This window comes from Sediminibacillus terrae, from assembly GCF_009602435.1.
Taxonomy (GTDB): domain Bacteria; phylum Bacillota; class Bacilli; order Bacillales; family Amphibacillaceae; genus Sediminibacillus; species Sediminibacillus terrae.
The window spans coordinates 555,502-578,821 of sequence record NZ_VZDQ01000021.1; the positions used below are offsets into that span (position 1 = coordinate 555,502).

Genomic DNA, 23,320 nt, shown 5'->3' on the forward strand with positions numbered 1-23,320 from the left:
TTTTATGAAAAAAAGCAACTATTTCCTGACAATCGTTTTTAAGATGGCTTGATGGTTCTCAAGGAAAAAGTCTACGCTTCCGTTAATCAGCCTGCTCCTTAGCGCAGGGAGCATACGCAGACTCCTGCGGGAACAGCACGAGCTGAAGATCCACTTGATAAAGCGGTTTTCTTTACCAAGTTAGCTGAAGCCGTGCCCGCGGAAAGCGAAGTATGCTACCGAAGCGGTGGGTAACACCCTTTTTGAATAGGCAATGGAACTTACCATACAACAAGGGGCTTTTCTAAACGCCTATCTGGTCTTTTATATATTGCAGGATCCGTTTCTCAAGCCGTGATACTTGCACTTGAGAAATCCCAAGCCGTTCTGCCACTTCTGATTGGGTCTGATCCTTATAATAACGGAGATAGACAATCAGTCTTTCCCTTTTTTCCAGATTCCGGATAGCGTCCTGTAATGCCATTTTATCAAACCATCTTGTATCAGTTTCGGCAATCTGGTCTAAAAGTGTTATCGGATCGCCATCATTCTCATAAACCGTTTCATGGATGGAATGAGGCAGTTTGGACGCCTCCTGAGCATGGACAACTTCCTCTGGAGAAATCTCCAACTTTTCAGCGATTTCACTAACGGTCGGTCCCCGCCCCATCGCCTTGGTCAATTCATCCTTTGCTTTTCGTATCTTGTTACCTGTTTCCTTCAGGGATCTGCTTACCTTTACACTTCCATCATCCCTTATAAATCGTTGGATTTCTCCAATGATCATAGGGACTGCATATGTGCTAAAGCGTACATCGTAAGACAAATCAAACTTGTCAATGGATTTCAGCAAGCCGATACAACCAATCTGGAACAAATCATCTGGGTCATAACCACGGTTGATGAATCGCTGTACAACAGACCATACCAGCCTGACATTACTCTCCACAAGTTGGTCTCTTGATAGTTGATCCCCTTCCTGACTTTTCAGAATCAGTTCTTTAACCTGTTCATTTGTCAACGGGTCTTCTTTATGCGTTTTTTTCAGCTCTATTTTCATAGGCATCCCCTTAATTGCACAAGGTTTTACTCTTCTTTAGTTGTTTGTACAACTTAAGCGTGGTGCCCTCTCCGGGATGCGAAACAACTTCAACCTTATCCATAAAATTTTCCATGATGGTAAAGCCCATACCCGAGCGTTCCAATTCCGGTTTTGATGTGTACAATGGCTGTACCGCTTCATCGATATCGGGAATGCCTATTCCTGCATCCCTGATGATTAATTCAATTTCATCATCCTCGATCGAGCAGCTGATATAGATCTTTTCGTCCTGCCGGTTTTCATATCCGTGAATGATAGAATTGGTGACTGCTTCAGAAACAACGGTTTTCAACTCCGTCAGTTCGTCCATTGTGGGATCCAGTTGCGCTATGAAAGAAGCCACTGTCACACGGGCAAATGCTTCATTTTCGCTGATACTGGTGAATTCCAAATGCATACTATTTTTCATGAAGCCACCCCCAGTCGAAGTAAAGCGTATTCTTCACTTTCTTCCAAACGGATGATTTTAAATAGCCCGGACATATCAAACAACCGTTTCACTGCAGGGGATATTGAACAAACGACCATCTCTCCTCCCAATTGCATCACTTCTTTGTACCTCCCCAAAAAAACTCCCAATCCAGAGCTGTCCATGAAACTTAAATCTTCTAAATTCAATATTACATGTTTGGCATTATTTTCTCTGATTGCCTGCTGCCACTCTTTTTTTAATCGATCCGAAGCATGGTGGTCAAGCTCACCCGAGAGACGAACCAATAAAACATTCTCTTTGGTTGTGAATTGTGCGTTTAGACTCACTACTGATTCCTCCTTACTGTTTCTGTAGTGAATCTTTTCTTTACGGAACGATTTAAATCCTGCCAGGTGACAAAAGAAGTGCCGGTTCGGTAAAACAAGCAAAAATCATTGCTTTTTCAACATGGTGTGGAATGTCCTTTTGAATAACTGCAAATAGCTGGCATGGTCTACGTTTTCCTTCACAACCAGCGGAGTTTCGGACAATACCTTTCCGTCATGGACAATTTCTACTTTCCCCACTGTATCTCCCCTTTTCAAAGGAAGTGCAATGTCCTCCTGCATGACCACTTTTGTCTCTATATTTTCCAAAGGTTTTCCTTTTTTATAAATCAACGAAATCGGTTCTTCTGTCACAACATCGATCGACTCATTCGCCGCTTTTAATAATTTCAGTTTTGAAACCGGTTGGTTGCTCTTGAACAGCTGTTTCGTATCAAAATGATTAAAAGCGTAATCAAGCATTTGCGTGACATCGCTATTTCGGTTTTTCGTCGTGTCCGCACCCAAAACAACTGCAACGACTCGCATATCATTCTTCTTAGCTGTAGCAGTCAAACAATATTTCGCTTCAGATGTATAACCGGTTTTCAACCCATCAACTCCCGGATAGAATTTGACCAGTTTATTTGTATTGACGAGCCAGAATTCATCTTCCGTTCCTTCACGAAGATAACCATCATAAATGCTTGTGTACTCTGTTATCTCTTCATGTTTCAACAGTTCCTTTGCCATGACCCCCATATCATAAGCAGTGCTGAAATGCCCTTCAGCAGGAAGTCCGGTGGGATTTTGAAAGCGTGTATTTTCCAACCCCAGCTGTCTTGCTTTATCATTCATCATTTTGACAAACGCTTGTTCGCTTCCGGCTATTCTTTCTGCAAGTGCGACACTTGCATCATTGCCGGAAGCTACGGCAACTCCCATCAATAGATCCTGTACTTTCATTTCTTCTCCTGCTTCCAGAAAGATTTGCGACCCGCCCATCGATGCTGCATAATCACTCACTCTCACCTTTTCATCCAATTTGATTTTCCCTTCATCCAAAGCTTCCATTATAAGAATCATGGTCATGATTTTCGTCATGCTCGCCGGCGGCAATTGCTTATGAGCATCTTTTTCATATAAGATTTTTCCTGTATCTCGCTCCAACAAAATTGCTGATTGCGAATTCTCCGCGAGATTCAGCTGATCCTCTGTTGTCTGTTCTTTATTTTGTTTAGCTTTATTTTCCTCAGCCATCATATTGACCGGCAAAACGGCGGAGAAAAACAACAAAAAAGCTAGTAACAAGATTGTTTTTTTCATAGCAATACCTCCAAATGTTAGTATTGTTATTTTTTCCATATGTCGGACAATTTATAACAAAAAAATGCGCCGGAACTAAAGCATGGCTCCATAGAAAAAAACCGAACGAATTGGTAATCGTTCGGTTTACTATGAAGGAAAGAAAATATATTCAGAGATGTCCAGCTCCAGCATCTACCTGCTAGAGGTCTTAAGCAAGGTTTCTGCGTGTTAAGAGACCGCCACTTCAAGTCCTGCCTGAGCTGATCCAACACCCCATGGTGGCCATGCAGGCGTTGTTAGAGGGACGGGGGCACTTTTAGCCTTACTCCTAGAAACAGTCGCTTGCATTTTTCTGTATGGCTCTATGCTTTTTTTGCTGCTTTTTACTTGATTACTTCATATATCAGCTGATGCTTAACAGGCTGGTCTTCCGATATTTTGTACGCTTCTTTTACTTTGGTTAAAGAGTCTTCCGGATCAGGATGCTCGCTATGCAGAACGGCTATTGTTTCTCCCTTTCCAATTGAATCACCTATTTTTTTATTAAGGGTTATTCCTACTGCATGATTGATTTTATCGTCTTTGGTCGCCCTTCCTGCACCTAAGTACATTGCAGCCACACCAATCGATTCGGCATCTATTTCCGTAACATACCCTTCTTTGTCCGATATAACCTCGACATGGTGCTCGGCAGCCGGCAGGCGGGATAAATCATCGATCATCGATAAATCCCCACCTTGGGCGGAGATGAATGTACGGAATGCTTGAAAAGCCTCTCCGTTATCAAGTTTCTGCTCAAGCGCCTGGTAAGCTTCCTCATAAGATGAAAAAGCACCCGCCAAAACAGTCATATGTGCCGCCAATTCTAGACCGAGATTTCGTAAATCCTCCACTTTTTTCCCTTGAAGCACTTCTGCCGCTTCTTTGATTTCATTGGCATTACCGACTTCATAACCAAGCGGCTGATTCATGTCGCTTATGACGGCAATCGTATTCCGGCCAAGTTTGTTGCCGATGTTCACCATTTCTTGTGCCAAAGCTTTTGACTCGTCCAATGTTTTCATAAAAGCACCGGAACCTGTTTTTACATCCAACACGATACTATCCGCTCCGGAGGCAAGTTTTTTACTCATGATCGAACCAGCGATCAAAGGAATGGAGTCCACCGTACCTGTTACATCCCTCAATGCATAGAGCTTTTTGTCTGCCGGGGCTAGATTGCCGGTTTGTCCTGCTACAGAAAGCTTATGCTTGTTGACATTCGAGATGAATTCCTCTTTGCTCATCTCGATATGGAAACCGGCAATCGATTCCAGTTTATCCAAAGTTCCACCTGTATGGCCCAGTCCTCTTCCGGACATTTTCGCCACCGGTACTCCCACAGAAGCAACCAACGGTCCGGTTATAAAGGTTATTTTATCACCGACGCCTCCAGTGGAATGTTTGTCCACAATATGTCCCTCAATCGCAGATAAATCGATAGTGTCTCCTGATGCTGCCATCGCTTCAGTAAGAACAGCTGTTTCATCAGCACTCATGCCTTTAAAATAAATTGCCATCATTAAAGCAGCTGCTTGATAGTCCGGAATACTGCCGGCGGTATATTCTTCTACAAAAAAACGTATTTCCGAATCCGTTAACTCCTGACCATTCCGTTTCTTCTGTATTATATCGACCATTCTCATTAGTAATCACCTTTTTTAATTTATCATGGTAACGTGTTGACTATTTGTTTAACAAAACTCAAGAAATCCTGACGCACGCGTTCTGTCGTCTCGATCACTTCCTGATGGGACAATGGCTGATCCAGAATGCCGGCTGCCATATTGGATATACAGGAAATACCAAGCACTTTGATTCCCATGTGTGCTGCTACGATTACTTCGGGCACAGTGGACATTCCGACAGCATCGCCTCCCAGTGTGCGCAGCATTCTCACTTCTGCCCCTGTTTCATAAGTAGGTCCTGTATTGCCGACATATACTCCTTGCTGGATAGCCAAATTTAAATCTTCCGCACATTTACGGGCGTGTTCCAGCAATTCTCTATTATAAGCTTGGGACATATCTGGAAACCGGGGTCCTATCTCTTCGTCATTCGGTCCTATCAACGGGTTTGTTCCCATGTTATTGATATGATCCTCGATCAGCATTAAATTGCCCGGCTCGAATTGTTCATTAATTCCACCGGCAGCATTGGTGACAAGCAATTTTTCCACACCCAACAGCTTCATGACACGGACAGGAAACGTCACCTGATCCATCCGATATCCTTCATAAAAATGAAAACGTCCTTGCATAGCAATTACTTGTTTGCCCTCAAGACGGCCAGCAACCAGCTGTCCCTTGTGGCCTGAAACGGTTGATTCGGGAAAGTGAGGCACCGACTTATAAGGAATAACGACAGGGTTTTCTATTTCATCTGCAAGCACTCCTAGTCCAGATCCAAGAATCAGACCGATCGTCGGTTTTTCTTGCAATCTCGCTTCGATAAATTCTGCTGACTCCTTCATTTCTTTGCTCTTCATTTTTTCTCCCTCCTATTGACTGATTTCCTTCAGGAAGCTTTGACCGTGCTGAGGAAGTTTGATACCAAAATTATCGGCAACAGTCGCTCCTATATCGGCAAAAGTCTTTCTGATTTCGAGTTCGTTTCCATTTTCAATTCCAGTATGGTAAACAAGTAAAGGGACATACTCTCTCGTGTGATCGGTACCGTGATGAACCGGGTCATTTCCATGGTCAGCAGTGATGATCAGCAGATCGTCGCTTTTCAGTTTTTCAAAAACTTCCGGCAACCGGGCATCATAACTTTCCAACGCTTCTCCATACCCTTGAGGATCTCTACGGTGACCGTATTTCGCATCAAAATCCACCAAATTCAAAAAGCTGAGTCCATGAAAATCTTTGTCCATCGAGTCCAGGAGCTTGGTCATCCCGTCGTCATTGTCAACTGTACGAACCGCTTCGGTCACGCCTTCCCCGTCATAGATATCGGAGATTTTACCTAATGCTATCACGTCCAGTCCGCCATCTTCCAGTTCATTCATCACGGTTCTTCCGAAAGGTTTCAACGCGTAATCATGTCGATTTGAAGTTCGTTCAAATGCTCCAGGCTCTCCTACAAACGGACGGGCGATAACCCGGCCCACCATGTATTTTTCATCTAGTGTCAATTCACGTGCAATTTCACATATCCGATATTGTTCCTCTATCGGGACAACTTCTTCATGGGCTGCAATCTGGAGGACAGAGTCTGCAGAAGTATAAACAATCAACGCTCCCGTTTCCATATGCTCTTTCCCGAGCTCTTTGATTATTTCGGTACCGGAAGCAGGTTTGTTGCCGATAATTTTCCGGCCAGTTTTCTCTTCTAGCTCCGAAAGCAATTCATCAGGAAAACCCTCTGGGAAGGTACGGAATGGCTGTTGGATGTTCAACCCCATGATTTCCCAGTGTCCCGTCATTGTGTCCTTTCCATTTGAAGCTTCCTGCATTTTTGTATAGTGCGCTTTTGGCTGGGCTGCTTTGGATATACCCTTTATTTCCCGGATATTGCTTAAACCAAGTTGACCCATGTGAGGCATGTGGAGCCCATCCATATGCTCTGCGATATGCCCCAGCGTATCTGCCCCTTCGTCATTGAATTTTTCCGCATCAGGGGCTTCTCCGATCCCTACAGAATCCATAACAATTAAAAAAACACGCTTAAATTCCTTCACAACGATCCCTCCTATGTAGATTATTATGTAGATTACTTTCCCTTAAATATCACCAATTATGCCACAAACGAAACGATGTAGGATGTCAGACAACTAAGTAAAACGTTAAGGGGAAGATATTTTCCGGACAAGCTTGCAGCACACTACATCTGATTCTTCACAAAAAAACAAAATGTCAGGCTCTCGGATGGTAAGCCTGATAAATATCCTTCAATCTTGCTTTTGTTACATGCGTATATACTTGCGTCGTCGATATATCGGCATGTCCCAACATTTCCTGGACTGATCGTAAATCGGCTCCATTTTCCAGCAGATGGGTTGCAAAAGAATGCCGTAATGTATGAGGAGTGATTTCCTTTTTTATACCGGCCTCTCTGGCAATCGCTTTCAATACCTTCCAAAAACCTTGTCTAGTCAACTGGTTGCCGTGATGGTTTACAAACAGAGCATCAGTAGCTTTCCGATTCAACAATTCAGCACGTGCAAATTCGATGTATTTTTCCACTGCCTCGCTTGCTACATTGCCTAAAGGAACAATTCTTTCCTTGGATCCCTTTCCAAAACATCTGACAAAACCCATGGTAAGATGAAGATCGGAAACCTTCAATGAAATCAACTCACTAACCCGTAAACCGGTGGCATACAGCATTTCCAGCATGGCTTTATTACGGATGGCAAGATTGTTTTTTTCCGGTATATTCAACAGCTTGTCCACCTCTTCGGAAGACAGGACTTTGGGAAGCTTTCGCTCTTTCTTCGGTGTTTCGATATGTAAACTTGCATCTTTGCTGATCCCATACTCCCTGACTATAAATTGATGGAACAGCCTTATGGAGGACAAAGTACGGGCTATCGTCGCTGATGATTTGCCATTATCCTTCAGATAATACAAGAATTGCATGATGTGATGGCGATCAACCGTTTCCCATGCCTTCACATTCTGGCTATCGGCGATGAATGACTGATATTGCCTCAAATCTCTTTTATAAGATTGCAGGGTATTTTCGGATAAACCCCTTTCAACTGTAAGGTAATGGAAGAAATCATTCATTTCATCTTTCATCTTTGCTTCTACTCCCCTAAACGAAAAAATATCGACAAACGTTCCACCCACCCCTGGTCATCCTGGTTAAATACTTTAACCGCTCTTCCTTCCGGCGGATCATAACGGTGATAATCCTGATACTCTGCATGCATCGCTCTTAAACCGAAGTAGAATAAGAGGGTGCAAGCTGTAAAAATAATGAATATTTTCAACGCATCTTTAATCAGCAGCAATGCGGGTTTCATCGGCATATCCCCTTGATCTTAATAATAGATTTTCTATTAATAAAGATATGCCAAAAAAACAGGAAAATATACGTCAATTTAAGATTAACAGATTCTTCACCCAGACAAAAGTATTTCCATGCGGATTTAAGAGGTTTGTGCTTTTTCAGCCGCTTCCAACTGACAATTCCTGCACACTCCATGGAAGGTCAGTCGATGATCTTTCACCTGAAAACCCCAGTCGTTTTGGACGATTTTTTCAACATCCTCCAATAAATCATCTTCGATTTCCTCCACAGAGCCGCATTCCATGCAAACAAGATGGTGATGAAAATGGGCGGCGCCCTCTTTTCTTAAATCATATCTGGAAACGCCGTCTCCAAAATTTATTTTATCTACTATTTTTAGTTCTGATAACAATTCTAATGTGCGATACACAGTAGCCAAGCCTATTTCAGGGGCTTTTTCTTTGACAAGAAGGTAGACATCCTCTGCGCTGAGATGATCCTCCTCCCGTTCCAACAAAACGCGTACGGTGGCTTCCCGTTGAGGGGTCAATTTATAACTCTGTGCGTGCAGTTGTTTTTTTATCCGGTCGATTCGATGTTCCAAGTCCCATCCCTCCCTCATAATACCAACTTTATTATAAGCAGACATGGAACCAGTGTCAAATTATAATAATTATAATCTGTTATTTGTAATTATTATAATTTGATATTAACTATTGATAAATCCATTCTATCACCAACTGCATGGCTGGTTTTGAAACAAACGATTCCACCAATGAAGCCACGGCTATAAATAGAAGAAGCGTTACAAAAGACATGCTGTATTTCGCAAAAGGTTGCAAAATCGGCTGCTGAGATCGCCGGGTGAATAACTTACGTAACAATGTCAACGAAAAAATCATGGCAAGACTCCCGGCTATCAAGTACACAGGGATGATCAACAAATTTTGCGGTGCAATGGAAGCTGCGGCAAATAAAAGTCCTTTCCATCCCATTTGATTGACAAAAAAACCAACAGAAAATCCGACTACCAGCCCTTTCACAAACAACATGATCCAAATCACCGGAAGCCCAATGATTGACAAACCTAATATAAATAGCAGAAGCAAGTATTTCAAGTGGTAAAAAACACTCGATTTAAGGACTTCTTGACTGTCCGCTACCGTTCCATCGATCATTTGGCCAAAGAACCGATCGAGATAAAAGAATAAATCCTCCCTTTGTACAAAATTCATACTATTAACGATAACGGCGCCGAATATGATGCCGATCAAAAACAGGATCAGCATGAAAAAATAAATGGCTGCATGTTCTCTTATATGGTTTGCGATCAGGTTCCGGTTTTTATACATAATATCCCCCATCATCTAATTGATAGTTTTGGTTATACTTCAACTCTATGAGGGACGATGGACAATTAGACCAAAAAATAGAACCGATTATGGCAGCTTGACTTTCCCGTACTTGCCTCCTCCGCCCGGTACAGCCTGCAGATTCCCTTCTCTCATGGTAATGATGGCTTCTGCAAGTTTTTCGGATACCACTTCTTTTAACGCTTGTTTACTAGCATGATGCAGTATGTTCATTTCTGTTCCGAAAACACTAAGTAACTTCTCCAACGTTTTGGGGCCGAGACTCGGCAAATACTCCAATGGGACTTGATGAACGTACGGCGGTCTGGAAGGATAGGTATCAGCGTCGGCCAGTTCGCCGATTCGATCAGCTACCCCTTTCACCCACTTGTCGCTTCCACAGTTTTCGCAGATTGTTCCCTCTTCAACAGGCTCGGTACAATTCAAACATACTGATTCGTGATATTTTCCGAGTAGCGGGTTCATCCCATAGTTGGCAGTTATTTTCCTTCCGCCGATTTGATGCAACGCCCAGCTTAGTTCTCGAAAAGAAGGGCTTTCCAGATGCATTTTTTGATATTCCCTGCCGATTTTAGCCAGCGAATGAGCGTCCGAATTTGTCAAAAAAGAAAACGGATGCAGTTCCTCAATTCGATCAGCCATTTTTGTATCGGAACTCAACCCGAGTTCAATCCCATCTATTAAATCGTGATCCAGCACTTCTGTCAGCGACCGTTTTACTCCTTTTCCGTATAAGCTTTTAAACGGAGTGAAGACATGGGCGGGTATGAACAAGCCTGCTAGTTCTTTCACTTTGTACTGCAGTTGCTTGGCAGTTCCGTAATATCGTTGGGAACTCAGATGGATATTGGTCACTCGCTCTTTCAACCATTCAGTGAATGCCTTCATGCTTTCCAAATCGGGGAAAAAACAAAGAACATGCATCGGTCCTTGACAAAGCGAATCATAAACCTCCACTTCCGAACCAAGAATCAATGTGGTGCGCTCATACTGAATACCGCCATCTGCCAAGGGTCGTGCACCGCGATCGGCAATCAACTCTCTCAATTCCGATTGGACAGCGGGAACATGACTGTCTATGACACCAACTAAATCCATACCCTTATGTCTGCTCGCTTCTATCAAGATGTTCGACAAAGTCAGCGACTTCGCTCCCGTTATCTTTACCGGTTTATTGAACATGTCACGGCCGATATGGATGTGCAAATCGGCAAAGTAACTAGACAGCGCCATTTCATTTACTCTCCAGGCTTCGTAAATACAGGACGGCATAAGCCGTTTTCACATCATGGATCCGCTGCTCTTTGACCAGCTGCTCTGCTTCTTCAAGACTCAGTTCCAGTATCTCGACAAATTCATCTTCATCGCCTGCTACCTTTTCTTCTAACGGAATAAGGTCATTGGTAACATATAAGTGGATGATTTCATCAGCAAAACCTGGAGAAGTATAAAAAGAAGTAAGAAAACTCAATTCATTGGTGGTAAAACCTGTTTCCTCCTCCAGTTCCCTTTTGGCAGTGGTTTCCGGTTTTTCACCTGGTTCCAGTTTGCCGGCAGGAATTTCTACCAGTGTCTTTTCCAGTGGTTTCCGATACTGCTCGACAAAAAGGATTTTATTATCCTTTGTCACCGGGATAATTGCCACCGCACCTGGATGTTTTACTATTTCACGTTTAGATGTTTTTCCGTCGGGCAAAACTACTTCATCTACTTGAAGCTTGACCACTTTTCCATTGAATATTGACTCTGATGCTATTGTTCGTTCTTCAAATTTATCCATGCTTATCCTCCTAGTAACTTATTTCAATGCTGGATTCCACTCAACCCTGTATGGAGCAGTATGCAAACTTTTTATCGGAATGGGCAGCACTCTTCCAACTAAGGAAGGGAAAGGCTGCATTGGTCCTTGATATATCAGTTGTAAAGAAAGACGAAAAATCAACAAAGCAGTGCTATCAAATTTCAGAGCATAAATAGTTTAACATAGATTCCTCTCTCGATTCTTCTCATTTGTCATTCAGCCGTCCGTTTTCTTAGAATAGAAACTAAACAGAACCAGGAGGAGATGTAATGGATAAAAGGCAAATCGGCAATTCAGACCTCTTTGTTTCCCAGATAGGCCTTGGCTGTATGTCCTTGGGCACAGATGAACAAAAAGCCAGATATATCATAGACGAAGCCCTTGATTCAGGAATCAATTACTTGGATACGGCAGATTTATATGATTTGGGGAAGAACGAAGAAATCGTGGGAAAATCAATTAAAGGGAAAAGGGATCAAGTTATCCTCGCTACAAAAGTCGGAAACCACTTCAATGAGCAAAAAGGTGACTGGTTCTGGGATCCTTCCAAGGATTACATCAAAACAGGTGTAAAAGAAAGTTTACGTAGACTCGGGACAGACTATATCGATTTGTATCAACTGCATGGCGGGACAATAGATGATCCAATCGATGAAACCATCGAAGCTTTCGAGGAACTAAAACAGGAAGGAGTGATCCGTTATTATGGAATTTCTTCCATTCGCCCAAATGTCATCAAGGAATACGCAAAGCGCTCCTCGATCATCAGTGTAATGATGCAGTACAGTTTGCTGGACCGCCGGCCAGAAGAACAAATACTTGATTTTCTGCACGCACACGACATCAGCGTGCTGGCGAGAGGGCCGCTTGCTAAAGGGATGCTCAGCGACAAAGCGCAAGACAAAGTGGAAACGAAAGGAAAAGAAGGATATTTGGATTATAGCCTTCAAGAACTACAAGAAATCACAAAAAACGTAAAGGATTTCACCGGACCAGGCCGGACAAAAACGGCGCTCGCCCTCCAATATGTCCTGCAACACCCCGCTGTGGCATCAGCGGTGTTCGGCGCAAGCAGTACACAGCAGCTTCGGGATAATTTGGCCATTCAGCATGCCGAACCATTGACTGGAGAAGAACTTAAAAACCTGAAATCCATCAGCAAACCGGTTCAATATGCGCAACATCGCTAAAAGACTCGGACAAAAGAAATGAAAACACTGAAAACCGAACGATTTCGAAAGCTTGGCTATCGAATCCTCGTTCGGTTTTTTGGTTTTCGGTACTATTCTTACTGTACGTGTTGGACGTGGAGAACCAGAGATTATTGGAAAGTCACTTTGTCCAATTATTTAAATTGATGCCAGTCAAGTTCACTGTCATTCAACAATTCTTCAAAGCTTTTATTCGCCTCTTTTCGTTGTCGCTCCTTGATCCTTCTCTGTTTTTCCTGTTCTTGCTTAGCCTTTTCCTCGTTTTTCAATTGTTGTTTCTTAGTCGATAACTGGTGTACTAAATCAGGATTCAATCGTTCCTTTAGTGAATGGTCATCATCATTCAGTCTCTTCCGGCCCATTAGACTGCCACATCCTTTTTAAGTTCTCCTGGAGAAATGAACCCGTTCAAAATTCCTTGGGGGCTGGTCAAACGGAATGTTTGCTGGTTAAAATCCAAGGTCATTTCTTTTTCAAAAAAAGTCGCCTGCTGCGGGTGGATGATGACCGATAGTTGTTCACTTGTCACGCTCAGGTCGTCCGCATGTTTAGATTCACGCAGGCGGATCGTAGGCACTCCATTCACGCCACAGCATCCCTCTGTATCATAATAAATTTGCAGATAGGTTTGTCGATCAGTATTCATCTCTTGATACAACCGGTTCAGTGCAGCCTCTGTAATTGTCAAATGCATGGGCGCACACCTCCTTTAATAATACATAACCATTATAACAATCACCTGAAAACAATTCATTTCAACCGAATTATTTTTTATTGAATTGTTTCTTCAACAGCTTCTCCATCCATCCCGGCGAAATATGGTAGAGCCTGCTTCCGAATTCCATCCACCGAGGCAGGTTGATTTCTCTCTTTTTCTTAAACAAGTTGCTTACAATCTGATCGGCTACCCTTTCCGGGTTCAACATGTACCTTTCAACCGACTTCCGGTAATGTCCGGAAGGGTCGGCATGATCGAAAAAACGCGTGGAGATCGGACCAGGATTAACAGTTGTAATCCAGATTCCCTTTCCTTCCACTTCCAGTCTCAACGCGTTGGAGAAACCGACAACGGCGTGCTTGCTCGCGCTGTATACCGACGATTTCGGGGTAGCAAGTTTACCAGCCTGCGAGGCAATATTTACGATATGGCCGGTATTATTATGCAGGAAGTGCGGCAATATTTTGTGGACGGTTTTAATCAAAGCTGTCACATTGAGCTGCAGCATGTTTTCAATATCTTCCCAGCGGGCATCCGCCAAATAGTCGAAAACGCCAATCCCTGCATTATTGACCAATCCATGAATCTGCTGGTGCTGAACCATTATGTCTTCGAACAATCCATCCAATTGCTCGATTTCCGTCAAATCTGCCGGATAAAAAGGGATGGTTATCCCATGTTTTTCCCCCAATTCTTCAGACAGCCTCCTTAATTTCGCTTCCGATCGTGCAATCAGGATCGGAATGCCGTCTTGTTCAGCTATCTTAAAGGCAATTTGTTCACCTAAGCCACTTGACGCGCCGGTAATGAGTATCTTTTTCCCAGCAATTCTATCATTCACGTCTATCACTCACTTTTTATTTGAAACTTCAAGATGTCGTTTTCTTTTATTCTTTCGATTTTATGGCAATCTTCCAAATAGTCAAGCTGGCCGATTGTTTCTGACATAGTCAGCCCGAATTCCCTTTCGATTTGATTGGGGAATAGCTGTTCACATACTTGGAAGGCCGTTTTAGTCCCTTCTTGCAGAATGTCTTTCACCCGTTCCGCCCGTAATTCTTGTTTCTCCAGCCGTTTATCAATCAAAACAGCGGCATCTGAAAAAATAGGTCCATGTCCAGGGTACACGGTATGTATGTCCAGTTCTTTACAGCGCAACAGGGCTTTGCGATATTGCAGCATTGGTTTCGGCCGCTCCCGACCTTGTTCAACCGGCGGTTCCAGTAAAGGATTCGAGGAAATATGGGAAAGTAAATGGTCTCCTCCGACAAAAGCCCCGGTTTCTTCCTGGTAAAAGGATAAATGACTTTGGGCATGGCCAGGAGTTTCGATTACCCGGTACTCCTCATGGCCCGGAAGCCGGTCTCCCTCGAGGAGGGAATCTGACAGTTCCCCTTTACCCGCAAAGCGAAGAGGCGCACGAAGCGTTTTTAAAAATGCTTGGTAGGATTCCGGTACTCCCGATTCTTTGTACAAGTCATAAAAAAATTGTTCATATCGTTGGAAATATGCTTCCTCCCGTTTAAGCCAGACATCGTTCAAAGGGTGTCCATATATGGCTTTTAACCTGGGGAATTCATCTGTAAACCCGATATGATCTGGGTGATGATGAGTCAAAATGAGCTGTTCAATATCGTCTGGATAATAACCATGCTTTTTCAACCCAGCCAGTAAAGCTTCCCAAGCTTGCTTTGTCTTTGTACCGGCATCGATTAACGTCAAAGCATCCCCTTTGATCAGGTAAAGGTGAGCATCCCCGACTGCAAACGGAGTCGGCACGGTGATTTGATGGATAATTGCTTTCGACATAGTAAAATCCCCCAAACTGAATGGCCATTCATTTCAGTATTCATTTTACTCCTTTCTCCTTTGAAAGTCATCCGTTTTGCAAAATGATAAGTGGCATATTCCGAAAGATGGCGGTCAAAGCAAAAGTCCGGACGGTGAATGATTCACCGTCCGGACTTACGGTTGTATATTTTAAAATAAATTTCCATCTATCTTGAAAAGTTTCCGCTGCATAGTGCCACTCCTATATACTTCTGGAAGGTGTTCCTTTGCCGCAGGATTCTGCTCGACCGGAAAAAGTCATCCGCTTTTCACCAAGCAAATCTTCAGTTCCCGCTTTTGGATGAATGCGGTGAATCACCCCGACAACAAAAGCATGAGAAATATACCTAAGAAAAAAATTCACCTTCTTTTGTTGTTTCTCGGCTTCTTTCATACTCTATTTCCTATTACCAGTTTGATGTTTGATTCCCGTCACTTAGCCTTTGCTCCGGAGCAGGGATTGGATTGCAACCTTTACGATTTCAGGAAGGTAACCGAAACTGTAGGTCAATTCCAGTCGCTCTGTCCATTGATGCGGATCTTTACCCAACGGACCGACATTCATAATCGGCATCGTAATTTGCTCCATTACATCTTCGGGTAGTTCAAATCCTTTATTTTGTAATGGCATGTTTCCGGTCAACGGAGACAAGCTGCTATCTGAAGCTACCGGACCGATATAACTTAAGTCAGACAAGCCAGGAAAATATTCCACTGTTTTCAACGGGATACCAAAATGATGGCTGACATAATCCCTCACTGTTCCCGCCGTAGCGGCTATGTAGTCGTCATGATGAGAGGTAACAGCTGGATAAAACGGAGGACTATAGAACAAGACGATCATCGGAGCGTAATCTTTACATAGCGCTGCCAGCTCCTGAACCAACAACGTTGAAAAGTCTCTGTCGCCGGTATCCCTTTTTTTCATCAATAAATTTTGTCTCCGTTCCACTTCTTCTTTGCCAAACTGCTCAACAGCAAGTTTATAAAGTTCCTCATAGTGAAATACCTTCACCTTGAACTCCGGTTTGACGAAGTCTGCAGTCATACGGGCGTATTTCTCAACTTTTTCATCGTAATGGCGTTCGATAGCTGCAGCCGCCTTCCGGGCGGCAAGAAACAACTTTTCGTTTATTGTTTCAATGGACTGCTTTAGATAATGCACGTTATACATCGAAACAGCAGAAACGGGTGTCTGGACGGAATATTCTTTCTTTAAATCGCGTTGCATTAAACTGACTGGAGGCGGCGTAACTTCCTCTCCCACTTTTTCCACAAAGTCCTCATTCAATTCCAGCTCTTCAGACAAGAAACCAATCATCAAATTGGCGTTCAGTCCGGCAAACGGTTCACCTACATGGGTTTCTTTTCCAAAACATAAAAACCCAGGCAGCACTTTGCCTATCGAACCGGTGTACATATAATGGTTTTTGTCGCCGGGATATTTACTGAACATCGGCTCTCCGTTAAGACATGCCCGATAGCGCAGTCCGTGTTCATCCCGCAGTCTTTTCAACACCGGCAGAGCTGTTATCATTCCGAGAGAATTCACTTCCTCATCCGGCACCGTAAGCAAAAGGATGTTTCCATTAAATTCACCCGCAATTGCTTTTTCGACCATTGACATATGTACCGCCAAACCGGATTTCATATCCATCGTTCCCCTGCCGAAAATCCATTCTCCGGCTTCATCCAAGTCTTTTTGAACAAGCTCTGGAAGGTCTGCTTTACGTTTTGTCAATTCTGCTGTCAATTCCCGTGGGTGGAAGGCAAGATTCCTTAAAGATCCATAGTCCTCGATTCCGACAACATCAAAATGACTGAGCAAGATAACCGTTTCCGCTTCTTCCTTCTGTTTGACCAATGCGGTCAGTAATTGCCATCCATCTTTCAATGGATGGAGGCTCAGTAAACCAGGATTGGTTTTAAAGTACTCTTTCTGCCGCAGTGTATAAAACAAATGCTCAGCCAAAGCCAGCTCATCTTCACTGCCGCTGATACTTGGATACCGCACTAATGAATAAAGTAATTCTGTCAATTGCTCCTTCGTCTGCCATTCTTGCATACAGTCCGCTCCTTCCTTTTACATTGACTTTTCAACAGAAATAACACACAATTTAACCATACTTACAGGATGAGGTGAAACGAGTGAAAACGCTAGTGTATGCCCATCGCGGCGCTAGTAAACTGGCTCCCGAGAACACCATGCCCGCTTTTCAGCTTGCCTATGAAATGGGTGCGGAAGGCATCGAGACAGATGTCCAGTTATCCAAGGACGGCATCCCTGTTCTGATTCATGATGAGTCGGTGAAGAGAACGACTAACGCCGTCGGCTTTGTCCAAGATTATACATTCGAACAGCTGCAAAAGCTAGATGCTGGCTCGTGGTTATCAGAAAAATTCGAAAATACCCCGATTATTTCGTTGGAAGAATTCCTTATCTGGGCTCAGCCAAAGCAGCTTCAATTAAATATTGAATTGAAAAACAACGTAATTGACTATGACCATATGGAAAAAAAAGTCTACGACTTGTTATGCAAATATAAACTCGTCAATCGAACGACGATTTCCAGTTTCAATCCAGTCAGCATCGCACGGTTCAAGCAAATCGATAGTAAAATTGCAACTGCTCTGTTAACATCTCAGAGAATAAATGGACTGGTCGATTATACGGCAGGACTTGGAGCGAAAGCCTTACATATTAAATACCGTTTACTGAACAGTAAGGTGGTCGAACAGTGCCGGGAGAATGATATGAGACTCCGTATTTATACAATAAATCGTAGTGGAGCAATGAAAAAGTGTTACCAACTGAAAGTTGACGCTATTTTCACAGATCTCCCCGATAAAGCAATCGAACAGCGCCGCTTATTCGGGCAAATGAATCAACAAAATTAAATCAATCGGGAGGTTTAAATAATGTCTACCAAGCTTTTTACCCCTATTACATTCAAGGAAGTCACCTTAAAAAACAGAATCGTCATGTCTCCGATGTGCATGTATTCGTGTGAACCAGAAGATGGAACCGTCCAGCCTTTCCATATCGCCCATTATGAATCCAGAGCTGCTGGACAAGCGGGATTGGTGATGGTAGAAGCCACTGCCGTCCAACAAGCTGGACGTATTTCCGCCAAAGACTTGGGTATCTGGGAAGACGGCCATATCGAAGGACTGAAAAAAATCAGCGACAGGGTCCATGCACATGGCGGAAAAAGCAGCATTCAACTGGCACATGCCGGAAGAAAGGCTGAGGACGAAGAAAAAAGTTATAGTGCCAGTGCACTTGCTTTCAATGAAAGCTATCAAACCCCTGTGAAAATGAGCATGCAAGATATCGCCGATACAGTGGAAGCCTTCAAACAAGGTGCAAGCAGAGCGAAACAAGCCGGATTCGATATCATTGAACTACACGCTGCACACGGTTATTTGATCAATCAGTTTTTATCCCCTTTGACCAATAACCGGAACGACCAATATGGTGGAAATAGCGAAAATCGGTACCGTATTTTGGAGGAAATCATTGAGGCGGTAAAAACGGTCTGGGATGGTCCGATTTTTGTACGAATTTCTGCTAACGAATATGCAGAAGGCGGCAACTCCATGGAAGACTTTGTTTATTTTGCAGAACAGATGAAGAAGCAAGGAATCGATTTGATCGACTGCAGTTCAGGCGGAGTCGTACCTGCCAAAATCACTGCATATCCGGGCTACCAAATTCCGGGCGCTGACACGATCAAGCATCAGGCGGATATTCCCACAGGTGCTGTAGGATTGATTACAACGGGAATCCAGGCTGAAGAAATTTTGCAAAACGATCGGGCAGACTTGATTTTTCTTGCCCGTGCACTATTAAGAAACCCATACTGGCCTAAGGCTGCTGCCGATGAATTAGGCTATACGATCGAAGCACCAATACAATATCAACGCGGCTGGAGGTAAGTTGGGAGGAATATCATGGATGTAATATTTTTAGGAACAGGGGCAGGCCTGCCTTCGAAAGAAAGAAATGTATCGTCCATTGCTCTGCGCATGTTGCAGGAGATGCAAAGCATCTGGCTTTTTGACTGCGGGGAAGCAACTCAGCATCAAATTCTGCATACACCGATCAAACCCAGGAAGATAGACAAAATATTTATTACACATTTACATGGAGATCATATATATGGGCTGCCAGGCATGTTAAGCAGCAGATCCTTTCAAAGCGGAGAAACACCCGTGACGATTTTCGGACCGAAGGGGCTCAAGGAATTCATCGAAACAAGCTTGCGTGTGAGCGGCACGACCCTTACGTATCCGTTAGTCGTGGAAGAAGTCAGCGAAGGGCTGCTATTTGAAAATGAATTGTTTCAGGTCACAGCCAAAAAATTGGCCCATGGCATAGACAGTTTCGGATACCGTGTTACAGAAAAAAAACGTCCAGGGGAATTGCAGCCAGCAAAACTAAAAGCTGCCGGTATCGAGCCAGGTCCCGTCTATCGACAAATCAAAGAAAAAGAACAGATAACCTTGGCGGATGGAAGAATAATCTTTCGAAATGATTTTATCGGTCCCGAGAAACCGGGACGCACCATCACCATTCTCGGAGACACAAGGTACCTTCCAGAATTAAAAACTTTTGCACAAGGTTCGGATTTGTTAATCCATGAAGCGACCTTCAAAGGGGACGATGAAGCCTTAGCGTTTGACTATTTTCATTCCACCACCCGACAGGCGGCCAGGCTTGCGAAAGCAGCTGCTGTTGATAAACTTGTTATGACCCATATTTCATCCCGTTATCAAGCCGATATGCTGGAGCAACTGCTAGAGGAAGCGAGAGAGATATTTCCAAACACTGCTCTGGCACAAGACTTTTATCAAGAAGAAATTCCACAAAAATAAAAAGCACGTTAGGGAACGTGAATGATAATCAACCTCCCTAACGTGCCTATTTTTTGATTATGTGAGCGTTTTCGTCCTGATTCCCTCTCCTTCCTTCAAGTTGACAAAGCATTACCCTTGATAAAAAAGTGTTTCGCCTACCTTTATATGGGTATATAAAGGAGTGAAATAACGATTTATCGAAAAGGATAAACAACTATTGAGAAAGGAAGAAGAAATATGTGTCAACACTTCAAAGAACATATACATCGAACCGGATCGAAAGAAAAACAGTCATACAGCACTACCTGCCAGGAATGTTTTCAGGAGATCTTGAAAAACCCGGAAATTTTGAAAAACATCGATCAAACCGCTTGATAAATAAATCGCCAAGCCCGACTTGTAGAGAGACTATCGGTTTTTCTACAAGTTTCTCCCCCGCTTGTAAAGGTATATTATTTATAGGGCCTCGACCACCATTTCCTATTCTTCGTTTGTCCTGTTCCTATCCCTATAATCATTCAAAAAATCTTTTTGGAAACTGGTCCGCGGTTCAATATCCAGTCCCTTTCCACCCAGATTTTTGAAAGGGTTTTTTCCGTATTTTTCAGTCAACTCGTCGATTGTCTTGTAAAGTTTTTCTTTACTCGCTTCTTTTTCATACGTAAATAAATCAAGCTGCTGCGCAATATCTTTTTTCTCCGCCACATCCTGCACAGTAATACCCAACAATCTAACAGGCTCTTCATTCCAATGTTTTTCAAATAAATCCATGCTTACTGCCAAAATTTCACTCTCATTATCTGTATAATCCGGGAGTTTTCGGCTTCTCGTTATAGTTTTGTAATCGTGGTATTTGACCATGATTTGAATCCCCCGCCCTACAGCCTGCTTTCTCTGCATTCTTCTGACTACATTCCTCGTCAAACGGGAAAACAACTGCCTGATTTCTGTATAATCCGTTGTGTCCTCCGGCAGGGTTTCTGAGCTCCCGATACTCTTGAACTCATGCACCGCATCAGGATCAACTGGACTGGTATCCATACCTTTAGCACGATTCTGCAACCGTTCTCCATTTATGCCCAAAATCCGTTTTAGCTGCAAGGCATCAGCTTCTACCAGATCCTTTATGGTGAAAATATTCATTTTATAAAGTTTTTCAGCCGTTTTGCTTCCAATTCCATACATTTCTTCTATAGCCATGGGCCATAGCTTTGCAGCTAAATCCCTTTTCCGCAAAACTGTTATTCCCATTGGTTTTTTCATATCCGAAGCCATTTTGGCGAGGAACTTATTTGGCGCTATTCCGATACTGCAGGGCAAATCCAATTCACTCTTTATTCGGTTTTGAATTGATGCAGCGATTTCCAAAGGAGAACCTAAATGCTGGCAGTCGGTAATATCCATATAGCCCTCATCTATCGACACAGGTTGAACAAAAGAAGTGATGTCTGACAGAATATTAAACATTTCCCTTGAAGCCGTTCGGTAACGGTCGAAATTCGGCCGCATCACCAATAGCTCCGGACACAGTTTTTTTGCTTCCCATAAGGGCATCGTGGTTTTAACACCTTTTTTTCTGGCTTCGTAACTGCTGGTAACGATGATCCCTTTCCGTTCTTCCGGATTTCCGGCAATAGCAATGGCCTTTCCTTTCAATGCCGGATTATAAGCCATTTCAACGGACGCATAAAAACTGTTCATATCGACGTGAAAGATAACACGTCCTTTTTTGGGATACCATTTCGACATAACCTTCACCCTCTAACAGAACGGTTGTTCTACTCTTTTTAGTATAGCACATTTTGCCTGGTGCAGACTTCTCTAGCCCATCCGCGGAATATTGTCAATTATTGAAACCCTTTGAAAGGATGGTTCGTATAAGTTAACAGAAGTAATCAAAATAATAGAGGAAAGAAAAATTGCGAATCATTTATAAGCTCTCCTTACCGGCTCCATTTTGTCACGAAATGTTCTTTGACAAATCGCTTTCAGAGGAGTTTAATAGAAGTAGTTTGCAAGAAGGAGGTGAATACACGTGTTGATCGAGTTGTTGAATGAGCTGCTGAGTGAGGCGTCACCGTTTTATTTTTATGTTAGTATGATTCTGGCTATATACTGTGCATTCGGTTTTTCGGTGATGGCCTTTCCTACTTTATCAAAAAGCAGTGAAATGGTCACTAGAGATTACCATGCAATCCGGTTTAGACTGCTCCCGGTTGAAAGAAGGTCAACCGAGACAGGTGAAGTAATTACCTGGATAGCTAGAAAAATAAAAAGAAAAGACGGTCCTGAAGATGATACAGACAACCATTCCTTCTCGTTGTTAAAAGAGAAATATACCATACGAGGAGGACAACAATGGAGAAACATTCTGTATTCACCAAATTTAAAAAGAGCGGATTCATTCTTATAACCCTTATGCTGCTTTTGTCTGGCTGCCAAGGTGCTTCGGACGGAAGTTCATCGAGCTGGTTCCACCATTACTTTGTCGACAGTTTTTCGTATTTGTTAAAGAATGTAGCTTCGTTACTGAACGATAACTATGGGGCCTCGATTATCGTCGTCACTTTGATTATCCGTTTAGCATTAATGCCGTTGATGCTGAAACAACAAAAGGGAAGCTATCAAATGCGCGAAAAAATGGCTGTGATGAAGCCGGAACTCGATGCGATAAAAGAAAAATATAACAATAAGAGCGATCAGGAATCCAAAACAAAACAGCAACAAGAAATGATGCAGTTATACCAAAAACACGGAATGAATCCTTTCGGTGCCATCGGCTGTTTACCGTTGATTATTCAGTTTCCGATTTTGATAGGCTTTTATTATGCAATCAGAACGACACCTGAAATAGCTTCACATACTTTTCTATGGTTTAACTTAGGGCATACGGATTTAGTCATGCCATTTATTGCTGCAGCGATATACTTTGTTCAATTCAAAGTGACGCAAATCGGTATGGACGCACAGCAGCGAAAGCAAATGGCTATCATGGGGTTATTATCACCGATAATGATAGGAATCGTCTCCTTTTCAGCGCCGGCAGCATTGCCGTTGTATTGGACAGTCGGCGGCTTGTTCCTGATATTCCAAACGCTTTTGGCAAAACGACTTTACCAACCAAAACAACCAAAAAAGATTGCCACCGCTGAGCAAACAGTGGAATAGTCATGAAAAGTGGCCAGGACAAAAGCATGGCCGCCAAAGCAAAAACCGAGCGAATTCTAACTGCCATTAAATTCGCTCGGTTTTTAGTTGTATATTCTCTTTTAATCCTGTTGTTTGATGCGTGCTTCGAATCGCTACGGCAAGATACTACGCGTTCCACGGGCACGGCTTCAACTTCCTCAGAAAGCACCAACCGCTTTCTTGCGGGATTTTCAGCTCGTGCTGTTCCCGTAG

General features: G+C 43.1%; 25 protein-coding genes. 6 read left to right on the plus strand and 19 right to left on the minus strand.

Going from position 1 to position 23,320, the window contains the following annotated elements:
* Positions 1-283 precede the first annotated feature (283 nt).
* The 13 genes from sigF to F6X55_RS08880 all read right to left on the minus strand — a co-directional run bounded on the left by sigF (position 284) and on the right by F6X55_RS08880 (position 11,278).
* Positions 284-1,039, minus strand: coding sequence for an RNA polymerase sporulation sigma factor SigF (gene sigF, locus F6X55_RS08820; protein ID WP_026570066.1), 756 nt, complete (start codon positions 1,037-1,039; stop codon positions 284-286).
* A 10-nt stretch (positions 1,040-1,049) separates the two neighbouring features.
* A complete protein-coding gene (gene spoIIAB, locus F6X55_RS08825; RefSeq protein ID WP_026570065.1) occupies positions 1,050-1,490 on the minus strand; it encodes an anti-sigma F factor in 441 nt (146 codons plus the stop codon).
* Positions 1,487-1,840 carry an anti-sigma F factor antagonist gene (gene spoIIAA, locus F6X55_RS08830; protein WP_026570064.1) on the minus strand — a complete coding sequence of 118 codons (354 nt, stop codon included), beginning with the start codon at positions 1,838-1,840 and terminating at the stop codon, positions 1,487-1,489. The genes spoIIAB and spoIIAA overlap by 4 nt, the downstream gene beginning before the upstream one ends.
* Positions 1,841-1,945: 105 nt before the next feature.
* The gene (locus F6X55_RS08835; RefSeq protein WP_026570063.1) at positions 1,946-3,145 is read right to left on the minus strand and encodes a D-alanyl-D-alanine carboxypeptidase family protein; all 1,200 of its coding nucleotides are present in this window, start codon (positions 3,143-3,145) and stop codon (positions 1,946-1,948) included.
* Between the two features lie 365 nt (positions 3,146-3,510).
* On the minus strand, positions 3,511-4,812 hold the full coding sequence (locus tag F6X55_RS08840; protein ID WP_026771223.1) for a pyrimidine-nucleoside phosphorylase: 1,302 nt from the start codon (positions 4,810-4,812) through the stop codon (positions 3,511-3,513).
* 23 nt (positions 4,813-4,835) lie between these two features.
* Positions 4,836-5,654 carry a purine-nucleoside phosphorylase gene (locus tag F6X55_RS08845; protein ID WP_026771222.1) on the minus strand — a complete coding sequence of 273 codons (819 nt, stop codon included), beginning with the start codon at positions 5,652-5,654 and terminating at the stop codon, positions 4,836-4,838.
* 12 nt (positions 5,655-5,666) lie between these two features.
* Positions 5,667-6,848, minus strand: a complete 1,182-nt coding sequence (gene deoB / locus F6X55_RS08850) for a phosphopentomutase (protein WP_153462771.1) — start codon at positions 6,846-6,848, stop codon at positions 5,667-5,669.
* 175 nt (positions 6,849-7,023) lie between these two features.
* Positions 7,024-7,911, minus strand: coding sequence for a site-specific tyrosine recombinase XerD (gene xerD / locus F6X55_RS08855; RefSeq protein ID WP_026570059.1), 888 nt, complete (start codon positions 7,909-7,911; stop codon positions 7,024-7,026).
* A gap of 8 nt (positions 7,912-7,919) precedes the next feature.
* Positions 7,920-8,138: a YqzK family protein gene (locus F6X55_RS08860; protein WP_026570058.1), complete on the minus strand. Its 219-nt coding sequence runs from the start codon at positions 8,136-8,138 to the stop codon at positions 7,920-7,922.
* 126 nt (positions 8,139-8,264) lie between these two features.
* Positions 8,265-8,729 carry a ferric iron uptake transcriptional regulator gene (fur, locus tag F6X55_RS08865; RefSeq protein ID WP_026570057.1) on the minus strand — a complete coding sequence of 155 codons (465 nt, stop codon included), beginning with the start codon at positions 8,727-8,729 and terminating at the stop codon, positions 8,265-8,267.
* A 109-nt stretch (positions 8,730-8,838) separates the two neighbouring features.
* Positions 8,839-9,477, minus strand: coding sequence for a stage II sporulation protein M (gene spoIIM / locus F6X55_RS08870; protein ID WP_026570056.1), 639 nt, complete (start codon positions 9,475-9,477; stop codon positions 8,839-8,841).
* 87 nt (positions 9,478-9,564) lie between these two features.
* Positions 9,565-10,731, minus strand: coding sequence for an endonuclease Q family protein (locus tag F6X55_RS08875; protein WP_153462773.1), 1,167 nt, complete (start codon positions 10,729-10,731; stop codon positions 9,565-9,567).
* Position 10,732: 1 nt separating this feature from the next.
* Complete coding sequence (locus F6X55_RS08880) at positions 10,733-11,278, minus strand: NUDIX domain-containing protein (protein WP_026771220.1); 546 nt, start codon at positions 11,276-11,278, stop codon at positions 10,733-10,735.
* Positions 11,279-11,568: 290 nt separating this feature from the next.
* On the opposite strand from F6X55_RS08880, the gene F6X55_RS08885 reads away from it, so the two are divergent.
* A complete protein-coding gene (locus F6X55_RS08885) occupies positions 11,569-12,489 on the plus strand; it encodes an aldo/keto reductase (protein ID WP_026570053.1) in 921 nt (306 codons plus the stop codon).
* Between the two features lie 155 nt (positions 12,490-12,644).
* Here F6X55_RS08885 and F6X55_RS08890 read toward each other — a convergent pair whose 3' ends face one another.
* The 5 genes from F6X55_RS08890 to F6X55_RS08910 form a co-directional block, all read right to left on the minus strand.
* Positions 12,645-12,872: a YqkE family protein gene (locus F6X55_RS08890; RefSeq protein WP_026570052.1), complete on the minus strand. Its 228-nt coding sequence runs from the start codon at positions 12,870-12,872 to the stop codon at positions 12,645-12,647.
* Positions 12,872-13,204, minus strand: a complete 333-nt coding sequence (locus F6X55_RS08895; RefSeq protein ID WP_026570051.1) for an iron-sulfur cluster biosynthesis family protein — start codon at positions 13,202-13,204, stop codon at positions 12,872-12,874. Before F6X55_RS08895 ends, F6X55_RS08890 begins: the two co-directional genes overlap by 1 nt.
* Positions 13,205-13,274: 70 nt before the next feature.
* Complete coding sequence (locus tag F6X55_RS08900; protein ID WP_026771219.1) at positions 13,275-14,069, minus strand: SDR family NAD(P)-dependent oxidoreductase; 795 nt, start codon at positions 14,067-14,069, stop codon at positions 13,275-13,277.
* A gap of 5 nt (positions 14,070-14,074) precedes the next feature.
* Positions 14,075-15,037 carry an MBL fold metallo-hydrolase gene (locus tag F6X55_RS08905; RefSeq protein ID WP_153462775.1) on the minus strand — a complete coding sequence of 321 codons (963 nt, stop codon included), beginning with the start codon at positions 15,035-15,037 and terminating at the stop codon, positions 14,075-14,077.
* A 457-nt stretch (positions 15,038-15,494) separates the two neighbouring features.
* Entirely contained in the window at positions 15,495-17,123 is a 1,629-nt protein-coding gene (locus tag F6X55_RS08910) for a M20/M25/M40 family metallo-hydrolase (RefSeq protein WP_153462777.1), read from the minus strand.
* 83 nt (positions 17,124-17,206) lie between these two features.
* Here F6X55_RS08910 and F6X55_RS08915 point away from each other — a divergent pair, with 83 nt between their 5' ends.
* Genes F6X55_RS08915 through rnz form a run of 3 tightly spaced genes read left to right on the plus strand, consistent with a single transcriptional unit; the run spans position 17,207 to position 19,936 of the window.
* Positions 17,207-17,956 carry a glycerophosphodiester phosphodiesterase gene (locus tag F6X55_RS08915; RefSeq protein ID WP_026570047.1) on the plus strand — a complete coding sequence of 250 codons (750 nt, stop codon included), beginning with the start codon at positions 17,207-17,209 and terminating at the stop codon, positions 17,954-17,956.
* A gap of 21 nt (positions 17,957-17,977) precedes the next feature.
* Entirely contained in the window at positions 17,978-18,997 is a 1,020-nt protein-coding gene (gene namA / locus F6X55_RS08920) for an NADPH dehydrogenase NamA (RefSeq protein ID WP_153462779.1), read from the plus strand.
* Positions 18,998-19,012: 15 nt separating this feature from the next.
* The gene (gene rnz / locus F6X55_RS08925) at positions 19,013-19,936 is read left to right on the plus strand and encodes a ribonuclease Z (protein WP_026570045.1); all 924 of its coding nucleotides are present in this window, start codon (positions 19,013-19,015) and stop codon (positions 19,934-19,936) included.
* Positions 19,937-20,398: 462 nt separating this feature from the next.
* Here the strand turns inward: rnz and F6X55_RS08930 are convergent, their stop codons facing one another.
* Positions 20,399-21,667 carry a DNA polymerase IV gene (locus F6X55_RS08930; protein WP_153462781.1) on the minus strand — a complete coding sequence of 423 codons (1,269 nt, stop codon included), beginning with the start codon at positions 21,665-21,667 and terminating at the stop codon, positions 20,399-20,401.
* Between the two features lie 286 nt (positions 21,668-21,953).
* Here F6X55_RS08930 and F6X55_RS08935 point away from each other — a divergent pair, with 286 nt between their 5' ends.
* Entirely contained in the window at positions 21,954-22,331 is a 378-nt protein-coding gene (locus F6X55_RS08935) for a hypothetical protein (protein WP_026570043.1), read from the plus strand.
* Positions 22,277-23,086, plus strand: a complete 810-nt coding sequence (gene yidC, locus F6X55_RS08940) for a membrane protein insertase YidC (protein ID WP_153462783.1) — start codon at positions 22,277-22,279, stop codon at positions 23,084-23,086. Before F6X55_RS08935 ends, yidC begins: the two co-directional genes overlap by 55 nt.
* The last annotated feature ends 234 nt before the right edge of the window (positions 23,087-23,320 follow it).